The 10,794-nt window shown below is 65.5% G+C and carries 10 protein-coding genes and 1 pseudogene; 3 read left to right on the top strand and 8 right to left on the bottom strand.

Translation table 11 applies throughout. The annotated features are described in order from the left end of the window. From LJE69_RS12665 to LJE69_RS12645, 5 genes are all read right to left on the bottom strand, one after another. Positions 1 to 1,124, bottom strand: a 1,124-nt coding sequence (locus tag LJE69_RS12665; RefSeq protein ID WP_296925546.1) for an EH signature domain-containing protein, incomplete at its 3' end; no start/stop codon positions are given. Positions 1,125 to 1,236: 112 nt separating this feature from the next. After that, positions 1,237 to 2,106: an OmpA family protein gene (locus LJE69_RS12660; protein ID WP_296925544.1), complete on the bottom strand. Its 870-nt coding sequence runs from the start codon at positions 2,104 to 2,106 to the stop codon at positions 1,237 to 1,239. Next, entirely contained in the window at positions 2,103 to 3,857 is a 1,755-nt protein-coding gene (locus tag LJE69_RS12655) for a hypothetical protein (RefSeq protein ID WP_296925542.1), read from the bottom strand. The genes LJE69_RS12660 and LJE69_RS12655 overlap by 4 nt, the downstream gene beginning before the upstream one ends. Positions 3,858 to 3,966: 109 nt before the next feature. Next, positions 3,967 to 4,146: a hypothetical protein gene (locus LJE69_RS12650; RefSeq protein ID WP_296925541.1), complete on the bottom strand. Its 180-nt coding sequence runs from the start codon at positions 4,144 to 4,146 to the stop codon at positions 3,967 to 3,969. A gap of 68 nt (positions 4,147 to 4,214) precedes the next feature. Then, complete coding sequence (locus LJE69_RS12645; protein ID WP_296925539.1) at positions 4,215 to 4,451, bottom strand: hypothetical protein; 237 nt, start codon at positions 4,449 to 4,451, stop codon at positions 4,215 to 4,217. Between the two features lie 44 nt (positions 4,452 to 4,495). Between LJE69_RS12645 and dusA the strand changes: the two genes are divergently transcribed. Both dusA and LJE69_RS12635 read left to right on the top strand, forming a co-directional pair. Beyond that, positions 4,496 to 5,494 (top strand): tRNA dihydrouridine(20/20a) synthase DusA, encoded by a 999-nt coding sequence (gene dusA, locus LJE69_RS12640; protein WP_296925536.1) that lies wholly within the window; start codon positions 4,496 to 4,498, stop codon positions 5,492 to 5,494. 12 nt (positions 5,495 to 5,506) lie between these two features. Further along, complete coding sequence (locus LJE69_RS12635) at positions 5,507 to 6,481, top strand: YafY family protein (protein ID WP_296925521.1); 975 nt, start codon at positions 5,507 to 5,509, stop codon at positions 6,479 to 6,481. Positions 6,482 to 6,585: 104 nt separating this feature from the next. On the opposite strand, the pseudogene LJE69_RS12630 reads toward LJE69_RS12635, so the two are convergent. Further along, a pseudogene (locus LJE69_RS12630) lies at positions 6,586 to 6,798 on the bottom strand (transposase); the annotation flags it as partial. Positions 6,799 to 7,180: 382 nt separating this feature from the next. Here LJE69_RS12630 and LJE69_RS12625 point away from each other — a divergent pair. Next, positions 7,181 to 7,675, top strand: coding sequence for a hypothetical protein (locus LJE69_RS12625; RefSeq protein ID WP_296925519.1), 495 nt, complete (start codon positions 7,181 to 7,183; stop codon positions 7,673 to 7,675). 669 nt (positions 7,676 to 8,344) lie between these two features. Here the strand turns inward: LJE69_RS12625 and LJE69_RS12620 are convergent. After that, positions 8,345 to 9,094, bottom strand: coding sequence for a hypothetical protein (locus tag LJE69_RS12620; protein ID WP_296925517.1), 750 nt, complete (start codon positions 9,092 to 9,094; stop codon positions 8,345 to 8,347). A 275-nt stretch (positions 9,095 to 9,369) separates the two neighbouring features. After that, the coding region (locus LJE69_RS12615; protein ID WP_296925516.1) for an arylsulfatase at positions 9,370 to 10,794 on the bottom strand (1,425 nt) is incomplete at its 5' end.

Here is a 10,794-nt window from a genome sequence, read left to right as displayed (position 1 = left end):
CTCCACTCCGTGATCATGAGTCCTCCGATGCGCAGGATGATCGCCGAGTGATTCTTCTGGACGCCGTAACCCGGCTTCAGCACGGCATAGGTGTCGCCCGAGCCGGACAACATTTCCCGGGCCTCGATCCGCGCAACCGGTCCGAGCGCCACCCAGGCATCGGCAATGGCACCGGCGTTGAGGTAGCGGGACCAGAAAGCCTTTCGTGCACTCCAGTGCCTGCGTGCGGTCGCGTCGCTCTGCGCCGCATATTCCAGCAGCCGGAAGAAGTCCTCCAGCGTTTCGGTGACCAGCCAACCGAGCATGACCTGTCGTGCTCGGGGATCGACACCGTCCCAGCGCTGCCTGCCGGTGAGCCGCGGATCACCGAGCAGGTCCAGCAGAAAGGCCTTGATCGGTTCCGCGACGGCACGCCCGGGGTTGCCATCGGCGAATGGCAGCAGCAAGCCGTCAACCAGGGTGGCCCGTTCCGTTTTGAAGCGAAGCGAACGCGGGTCGTCGGCCGCCCGTGACAGGCTGAGCAAGCGCTCGACGGTGGCCGGCGCCGCGCTCCCGCGCCCAAGCGCCTGGCTTACAGCCGCGACAAACTCCCGATAGGCCTGCCGGACCAGACCGCCTGTTGCCAGCAGACCACGCAGACAACAATCGCCCAATACCGTGTCGGGTGCCTCATCGGCGCTGCCCAGTCGAGCCGCGAGCCGGCGGGGCGCATCCGCTGCCAGCAACCCGCACGCATCGCCGCATTCCTGCCAGCGCGCGATGCGTGGACTGCTGACCCGTGGCAGCAGAACCGACAGGATGACTTCGCGAAGCTGATCGAACCCCGGCAGCGCTTGCGGGTAGACGTAAAGGAAGCAGGACACCAGCGCGGCGACCGCGGATGCCTGCCCGCGGCTGTACAACTCCCGCAGGTAGCTCGACAGGAAGTCATCTCGGGCCGCGAGCGGGGTTGCGTCTGGCTCATCCCCGAAAGGCTCGAATATCGCCCAGGGGGCCTGTCTCAGCTCGGCCGACGAAAGCCGGTCCATACCCTTGCCGCCAGCCGCCGCAATGCGCTCCAAGCGCACGTAGGTCGCGCGCAGCCGATCAATCTGCGGAGGCCTTGGCACTTGGGAGCCGATCATCTCCTTGAGATCCTGCTCCGCTCGCTGGCAGTGGACCGGGGCGGCTGGTGGTCGGATAACGGCTTTGCGTCCATTCTGATACTGCCGTAAAACCGCACGTAGGCCCGCCATATCAGCGCAAACCCCGCTGTCGAAGCGCGCGAACCGGAGCCGGCTCCTGCGTGGCGGGCGGTGGTGTCATGATGAATCGAAGGTCGATGCGGCGGTTCCGCGGCTCATTCGTGGGTTTTTGGTGCGCAATCACCGGTCGGCCCGCGCCGTAACCGCTGACGCTGAACAGAGGCTGCCCCAGCTTGTTGCGCAATTCCGGCAGCCCCGGCTCACGGCCGGCGAGCAGGCGATAGGTGTACATCGCCCGCTGTGCCGACAAATCCCAGTTGTCGCGGAAGTGGCCGCCCTGGAGAGGCACATTGTCCGTATGCCCCTCGATGAACACGGCTTCGAGCTTGCCGAGCGTCAGCGTCGCGCAGCCGTCGCCGCCGTTTGCCGCATAGCAGGGCAGCACCTCCATCAGAACCGCACCGATCTGGGCCAGCTTGCGTCGTTCCTGTTTGCGCAGCTCGGCCCGCGACGACTCGAAGGAGATGGCGCTTTCGCTCAGCCGCAGCACGCCGTTGTCGTGGTCGATCTCGACCCGGATGCCGCGTGCTTCCAGGCGCTCGCGGATATCGTCCAACATCTGCGTGCGGAGGCGGCGGGCATTGGTCAGATCGTCCCGCACCGACTCCAGCCGTTCCTTTTCCGTCTCGGCGGCGTCACGCTCTGTTTCCGCGCGCTCCTTTTCCAAGATCGCCTGCTCCTTTTTCTGGACCGCGTCTTCCTGCGCCGCACGCTGCTCGTCGGTGGCGATGCGGAAGTTGATGACGAAGGCGACGAGCGTGATCAGGAAGACGAACAAGAGCCCCGCCATCATGTCGCTGACGGAGATCAGATAACCGGCGCCATCGTCATCCCCGATGTCCGCGGGGTGACGTCGCATCATGATCGCTTCACCCGGCCGATGACCTCGGCCAATTCTTCGATGCGCTCGCCGAGCTCCTGATTGGCACCTCCCAGCTGACGGCCAATCTCCGCCGTGTGCTTATCGAGCTGTCCGAGCAGATCATTGACCTGCGTCGTATACGCCTGAACACCGTCGGAAAGCTGCGCGAAAGCCTTGCCCAGCGCCTCGTCGATGCCCTCGAAGCGCTCCTGGTAGTCTTGCCAAGACTGCTGTGTTTGGGTGTTGCTGGCCTGGAGCTGTTTGGTCGCTCCGACAACGGTCTCGGTCGCGGTCTGCAAACTCTCGACCTGTGCTGCAACCTTGTCGCCCGTGCTTCTGAACGTGCTCGCCGCCGTCTGAATCGGGTCGCTCAAGCCCCGCATTTCGCGGGCCGCCGCATCCAGGCCCACCACCAACTGCGCGACCTTATCCGCGGCCTGCTCATTGCTGGCGGTAATGTCCCGCATCTTGGCCAACGTCTGGTCGAGCCCCTGCACCGCATCGCCGAACGTCTTGCTCAGCTCCTTGAGCCGCAGCGTGTTGTCGGCGCCGGCCTGCTTCTGCTGCTCCGTCAGCTTCTGGAGCATGGCGTCCACGTTTCTGGATATCTTGTCCACGGACGCACTGACCGCGTCCTGGAACGTCGCGGTCCCCTGATTGAACAGCGCCGACAGCTTCTCGGCGGACTGCCGTGTCGCCTCCTGGGTCTCGCGGTGATGCTTTTCGGCATCTTCGGTCTGGGTCCGAAGGCTGACGTTTAGAGACTTCAGCGTCTCCGCAAGCGAGTCCATCTCTGTCCCTGCCGCGCCCTTGAGCTGCCCGGTAAACGTCGTCAGCAACTGCTCCAACACCGTCTCGTCCGTCTTCCGCCGGTCCTCGCGGAGTGCATCGATGCCGTCCACCAGCTTACCGAGGGCAGGTGCAATGGAGTCCGTCACATGCGCCTGAAGTCGCTGATCGAATGCCTCGGCGACTTGAAACGCAAGCTGGTTCGTGAACCCTTCCAGCACTTGTGTCTGCTGGCGGGCTTGCGCGAGTTGATCCTGCGCAAGCCCCTCCGGCGTGATGCGTCGGAGCCGCTGCTCCAGAGCCGCGATCCAGTGGCCGAGCAACGCATCGAAACGATGCACGCCGTGCTTCTCGCCGATGGAGAAGGCAATCGACGAGATCAAACCGACGATCGAGGTGATGAATGCCAGCGATGCGCCGTTGAGCAGGGTCTGCATGGCCTGCTTGGCTTTGTCTATGTCGTCCGATGCAAGGCCGCCACTCGCCAGATAGATGCCCGCGACAAGTCCGAAGAATGTCCCCAGGATACCGGCCCCCGTCAGCAGGTTCGGAACGGCGTTATAGAGCCGCAAGTTGAGCTTCCGGCCCAACAGCGCGTCCCGATGGAAGTGATAATCGGGAGGCTGCACCATGCGGATGGTTTGAAGCTTGTCGTCCGGCTCGGGGTAGAGCAGCGACTGGCGAAACTGTCGCCAGTTGTCACGGAGCAGCGCGTTCTCGCTGATGCGATCATTAAAATCATCGAAGTCGGCGACGAAGCCGTTCCCGGCAGCGTAGCGCTCGATTTCGTCGCATGCCGCACTGAGATCGCGGATCAGGGGTCTGATGCGCAGTGTAAAGCTAAGCCATTGCCAGAGCGCCCCGATCAAAATCACGGCGCATATCGTCAAAATCCCGGCAAACGATGTAACAAACTCCGCAAAGGCTTGGATAGAGCCTGCGAATCCCCCGAGCCATTGCATAAACTCTTCTTCCCCAGCGTATGGTGCGCCGCGCCCCTCAAGTCAGCGGTACAGCCGTGCCGCCCGCTTCGCCCGCGTGATACCGACGTGAACCAGCTTGCGCAGGGTCTCATCCAGCATCCCGGTAGGCGTCATCGGGCTCTTTCAAGCCTTTTGCGCTCAGTTGCAGGCGGTAGTTCTCGAAGATCTCCCACAGGGCATCGCGCTTCTTGCGGAAGAGCAGGACACCGCGTCTGCGCCGAGGGGCTTCACGATGCTCGTCGCGGGTCGCAAGCCCTCGGGCCAGCACCACTTGTTCGAATTGTTCACAGACGAATTCCCGCGAGACCCCCGGCGACGGATCGAAGTCTACCCCTGTCAGCCGGCGGGCAGCTCCCGGATGTCTTCCCAGCTGAGCAGGGTGTCCTGCTCCTCGCGGTCCGGGGTCTTCAGGCCTTCGACGTCCTGACACCGCGTGCCCGGCGTCGAGCCGGGCACGCGGTGAGCCGGCTGAAAGCCGGCGCTCGCAGCAGGCCGCGCAGGTGGCGAGCCGCCGAGTGCGGCACAATTCGTGGGGGTGGCACAATCTTGGTACAGCGAAGCGGTGACGATCACGGCGCTTACGTGCGATTCGATCTCCGCGAGTGTAGAAATAGCCTATGCCAATTAGTATTTTAGCGCGCAAACCGGCGCCCCGACCGGACAGGCGATTGGCGGTCGCCCCCATGATGGACTGGACGGACCGCCACTACCGCTATTTCGCGCGGCTCCTGAGCCGGCACACCCTGCTGTACTCGGAGATGGTCACCACCGGTGCGCTTATCCACGGCGACACCGCGCGCTTCCTGCGCCACGACCCCGCCGAGCACCCGCTGGCGCTTCAGCTCGGCGGCGCCAACCCGGTGGACATGGCCCGTTGCGCCCGCCTCGGCGCCGACGCCGGCTTCTGCGAGATCAACATCAACGTCGGCTGCCCGTCCGACCGCGTGCAGAACGGACGCTTCGGTGCCTGCCTGATGGCGGAGCCTGGCACGGTCGCCGACTGCGTCGCGGCCATGAAGGCGGCCGTGGACGTACCCGTCACGGTCAAGACCCGCATCGGCATCGACCACCGCGACAGCTACGAGGAGCTGACCGCCTTCACCCGCGCCGTCATGGACGCCGGCTGCGATGCGCTGATCGTCCACGCCCGCAAGGCCTGGCTCCAGGGTCTGAGCCCGCGCGAGAACCGCGACGTGCCGCCGCTGCGCTACGACGTCGTGCTGCGCCTGAAGCAAGATTTCCCCGCGCTGCCCATCAGCATCAACGGCGGTATCACGAGCCTGGAACAGGCCGCCAACTTCCTCGGCCGCCTCGACGGCGCCATGATCGGCCGCGCCGCCTACCAGACCCCATGGCTGCTGGCCGACGCCGACCGCGTCATCTTCCACGACCCGGCCCCGCCGCCGACACCGCACGAGGTCCTCGACGCAATGGTGCCCTACGTCGAGCGCCAGCTCGCCGACGGCGTGCCGCTGAACAGCATCACCCGCCACATCCTCGGCCTCTTCCACGCCCGCCCCGGCGCCCGGCGCTGGCGCCAGGTGCTGAGCGAGCAGGCGCACTGTCCTGGCGCCGGCATCGACGTGCTGCGGGCGGCGGCGGCGCAGGTGCGCTGAGCCTTTGTTGCCATGAACCGCGCCGAGCGCATCTACCGCATCGACGCGCTGCTGAAGGAAAGGCCGCGCTCGCTGGAACAGCTCAAGGCGGCGCTGGAGGCATCCAGGGCCACGGTGGTGCGCGACCTGACCTACATGAAGGAGCTCATGCAGGCGCCCATCGCGTACGACCGGGCCACAAACGGCTACCGCTATGCGCCGGACGCGCCGCGCTTCGAGCTGCCGGGGTTCTGGCTGAACGAGAGCGAGCTGTACGCGCTGCTGGCTAGCGGGCAGATGCTGGATCAGATGCAGCCCGGCTTGCTGGCGCCCTACATCGGCCCACTGCGGGGGCGGATTCGGGGTCTGTTGTCGCAGAGCGGGCACAGCGCGGCGGCCGTGGCGGACAGCATCCTGCTTCAGCCCATGGCCACGCGCACGACGCACCCGGAGCGCTTCGGCACCATCGCCGGGGCGCTGCTGGAGCACCGCCCACTGCTGATTCAATACCGCAGCCGCTCGCGCGATGAGACCACCGAGCGCGCGGTGCACCCGCAGCGGCTGATCCGCTACCGCGACAACTGGTACCTCGCTGCCCACTGCGAACGGGCGGCGAGCTTACGAATCTTCTCGCTGGACCGCATCGGTAAGGTCGTGTTGCGCCCGGCGCCGGCGCTGCGCACGGAGCCGAAGGTGCTGGACCGCTTTCTGGGCGGCAGCTTCGGCATCTTCTCCGGCAGCGCCGCCGCCTGGGCGGTGCTGCGCTTCAACGCCGAGGCGTCGCGCTGGGTGGCCGACGAGGCCTGGCACCCGGATCAGATCGGCCAGTGGCAGGGCGAGCGCTACGAGCTGCAGGTGCCCTACTCCGACCCCCGCGAGCTGCTGCGGGACATTCTGAAGTTCGGCCCGGATGTGGAGGTGCTGGCGCCCGCCGAGCTGCGCGCGCTGGTGGCGGAACGGCTGCGCGCCGGTGCGGCGCTGTACGCGGACGACTCGCCCCTGCCGTAAGCACCGGGCGCCGTGTGCGCTGCGCATCGCCGGACGAGACGATTTGAAAGATACGTTTTTCGGGCGATTTTCGGCAAAAAGCGCGGTTCTCCCCGGTATTTTTCTTACTGCGGGCGCAACACGGCCATGCATTTTAGATTCCATGCCAAACACAGGAGCCGCCATTCGTTGCGCACGTTGTCCAAACCGCGGGTGAGGAACTGACAAAACCCCATCGCGGATTTGATAATCCCGAAGACCGGCTCGACGGTTTGTTTACGCAGCGCGTAGACCGCGCGCCCGGCGCGGCTGTGGGGTCGGTTGGCCATGCGCTCGACCGGGCGCGCGTCGGGCTTCGGTGCGGGCGGCTCGGCGAAGAGCAATGGGGTCACACGCAATGGGGTCACCATTTAGCTGACCCCGCTCAATAGGCGGCCAAAGAACCTCGCGGCTGCGCACGATGATCTAGGTCAATAGTCCACGAAGCGCTGCGTTGAGCCGGTGACGCGCCGTCAGTTCTCTGTGTGGTGGTTGCGGAGCCGATCCGCACCAGTCACCCTTCAGGTTCTAGGCACTGGGGCTGCTCCCCGCAGCGGGGTCAGGTCTTGCAATCACGCACTATACTGGAATGCAAGACCTGACCCCCCCCGGCGCAGGGCGCACGTACCCCGGGACGACGCCGCCCGCGCCGAGGCCGAGCGCCAGGAGGCGCTGGCACGCATGGGCAACGCCGTGGAGCGCTACCTGCGCACCTACACCGCCGCCCGCCTGCTGCGCCGGGCCATCGAGCGCTACCGCGAGGAGCGCCAGGGACCGATGCTCGGGCGCGCCGGCAAGATCTTCGCCGAGCTGACCCTAAGCTCCTTCGCCCGGCTCGTCGTGGACTACGACCGGGACCCGCCGGTGCTGCAAGGCCAGCGCCCGGACGGCGAGCGCGTCGCCATCGACGGCATGAGTGGCGGCACCCGCGACCAGCTCTACCTGGCCCTGCGGCTCGCGGCCCTGGAACTGCACCTGAAGCAATCCCGGGCCATGCCCTTCATCGCCGACGACCTCTTCATCAACTGGGACAACGCCCGCGCCCAAGCCGGACTCGCCGCGCTCGAGCGGCTCTCGACCCACACCCAAGTCCTCTTCCTCACCCACCACGATCATCTGATCCCGCAGGCGGAGCACGTCTTGGAGGGGCGGTTCAATATCATCCGGCTGGCGTAACCGGAGCTTCGAGGGATCATCGCAGCCGCGGCAACACGGATTGAGCCAGGCTCGCCGCTTCCGCCTCGATCTCAAGCCCGCCCACCGGAGACCGTGAAAGAATTGCTCGCAACTCCGCAACAGATCGGATCGTAGGTCGGGTTAGCGATAGCGTAACCCGACAACCAACGGCTTACAGACGCCCATCGTCGGGTTACGCTGCGCTAACCCGACCTACACCAAATACTTTCACAGTCTCACCGCCGTGGGAGTGCCGTCCTCGGCGCGACGGGCGCCCGGTCGCGGCGGGGACGCCGCTCCCACAGAGTAGGCGACGGCTCGGCGAGGAAAACCGCGCACGTACCACGACAAGCCCTGACCCGAATCGAGTGGCACGCAACGCTCTGCGGAGGCAGAGGGGTCGGGAGCTTCCAGATCGACACGTCGACGAAGTGGTCATCAGCCAGATCGTAGCGTCGCTTCTGGATCAACATCGCCGGCATGGCATCAGCGTAGCAACGCCTGAGCATGTTGTGCGCGCGACAACACACGGCCGCGCCTCAATACACCCGCCCGGCCGGGCTCGGGTCGAGCGTGCCGCCGCACATCGGCAACCGGGATTGGCGCCCAAGAACCAGGAGCCCCGAGGGCTCACGCGACGCAGCGATGCACTGCCGAACGCCGCCGGGCCTATTGGAGAAACTGCATGTTGAACCCGGCGAAGACCTGCCAGTCGGGCTGGCCGGGGCCTCGGTAAGCCACCGACGCCTGAGGCTCGACGAAGAGGTTGAAGACGGTCTTGCCGCGCTTGATGACCTGGCCGATGCCGAGACCGAGCGGGACGCTGTAGGCGTCGTTGTCGAAGTTGTAGACCCAAATCGGGGCCGAGCGCAGGTAGAGACCGCCGCCGAGCTGGTAGAAGGCGAACGGCTGGAGGGCACCGACATTGACGTTGGCGCGGTCGCCGCTGCCGGCGAAGCTCGCCTGCCAGGTGAGCAGGTAGCCGTACTGGAAGCGTTTTGAGCGGCCGTCGAACAGCACGTTGGCGAAGCCGGCTGACCATTTCTCCGAGCCGAGGCGCTCATCCGGGGCCGTCGGTGCCGTGATCTGCGGACCCAGGCCGAAGCTCACGGCCGGGTTGCCGGTGTCGAACAGGTAGGCGGCGAACACGTTCAAGTCGCCGATGCCGGTGGCGAGTCCGCCGTCCGCGGCAACCGGATAGGTATTCACCGGCAGGGAGGCACGCATGATCCAGTTGGTCTTGGCGACCGAGAAGGGCTTGGCAAACCGCACCCAGAACTGGTTTCCGTCCTTATCGGTGTCGGTGATTCGGCCGATGTAGTAATCCTGGAAGTTCAGCGCGGTCATGTTGGCCAACGGGTTGTTGGCCTGGGCAGCGGCGTTGCCGGTGTCCTGGGCACCAGCGGGAAGGCCGTTCAACAGGGCGACCAGCGCGACGCCTACGGCCAGCCACGGAGCCAACCTTAGAGTGCGACTCGTCATCCGAGCATCAGTGCTTGTAAATGGCTGTTCGTGCATCGTCTGCACCCGTCGTAAGGAAATTTGTGGAGCGCGGCTAAGTGCGATCGCGACCGGGCCTGCGTGCATTCCCTCGCCCGGCCGTGCACGGCTCATCACGCCGAAGTGACGCGAGCCCCGACCGGCGCGCCTGTTCGGGCGCCGGGCGGGCCTCGCGGACAGCATCCCGCGTTCGACTAGTTGCCGGTCGGCATCGGCAAGCTGATGCCGTCTTTCTCCAGTTCGTCGCGTACCCATTTGAACCGCTGGTACTTCGTCAGGGTCATCGGGCCGGTATAGACCTCGCTCTGCAGCTTGCGCGGCGGATACTGGACGTAGGTCTTAACCAGATTCGCGATGGCCTCGTTGAAGGTGACCAGCGTCCAGGTGTGCTCGGTCCAGTTGGTCATGAAGATGTCGTAGCGCTCCTGCGGGTCCTGCCAGAGGTCAAAGATTTGCGGGACGGTGGCGACGTATTTCTCCTGCCCCTTCCAGCCGACGTTGGTGTCCACCGCGAGGCCGCCGGTGGCCTGCCCGTCGTCGCCACGCAGGTTGAACACGGCCTTGTAGTGGCCCACGCGGGCGGCGCCGGGCGAGAGTTCGTCCTCGGTGAAGTAGAACCAGGCGGTGCGCTTGCTCTTGCCGGTGCCGAGCAGCACAGGGGTCATGTCGTAGCTATCGAAGATGATGGGCTGCCCGTCGCGGTCCTCTTTCGGCAGGTCGATACCGGCGACGGACGCAAACGTGGCCATCAGGTCGAGGCCCCCGAGGATGTCGCTGTTACGGACGCCGGCCGGAATCTTGCCGGGCCAGACGGCGATGGCCGGCACGCGGTTGCCGCCCTCGCGCACCGTGCCTTTGGTGCCGCGGAAGGGCGTGTAGCCGGCATCGGGGTAGACGTCCTGCCAGGCCCCGTTGTCGGTAGTGTAGAAGACCAGCGTGTTCTGGTCCAACCCCAGCTCCTTGAGCTTGTCCATGATTCGCCCGACGCGGGTGTCGAGCTCGACGACCGAGTCGGCGTACTTGGTCTTCGACAGCGACTTATGCTCGAACTCCGGTGCCGGCAGGTTCGGCTGGTGGACCTTCATGAAGTTGATGTTGATAAAGAAGGGTTGATCTGGATTCTTCGCCGCGTCTTCCAGGAACTTGATGCCAGATTGCTCGACGTACTTGTCCAGGAAGGGGATGCCGACGACGCCCTGCTCGGGGGTGTCGACGTACTCGCCGTTGACCTTCCAGTCCTCATGGGGCGTCTCGCCGGCGTTGCCCGAGAGCGAGCCCTTGGTCACCTTGGCGAACATCTCCCTGAGCTTCGGGTCCATGTCCGGGAACCACTTGGGGTCGGCATAGGTGTAGGCATTCAAGTGATAGAGGAGCGCATGCTCCATCACGTCGTAGCCCTGCGCGTTGGGTAGCGCATAGTCGGACTCGCCGAGGTGCCACTTGCCGGTGAAATAGGTCTTGTAGCCGGCCTGCTTCAGCACCGAGGCCAGGGTCCACTCGGCCGCGGGCAGACCGCCACCCTGGCCCTGGAAGGCCACGGTGGTCATGCCGCTGCGGTTTGGGATGCGCCCGGTCTGCATGGCCGCACGGCCCGGCGTGCAGCTCGGCTGGGCGTAGAA

This window comes from Thiohalocapsa sp. (assembly GCF_022340605.1).
In the GTDB taxonomy this organism is placed as follows: Bacteria; Pseudomonadota; Gammaproteobacteria; order Chromatiales; family Chromatiaceae; genus Thiohalocapsa.
Note: the sequence above shows the minus strand (reverse complement) of the source record. Positions and strands in the feature narration are given on the sequence as shown.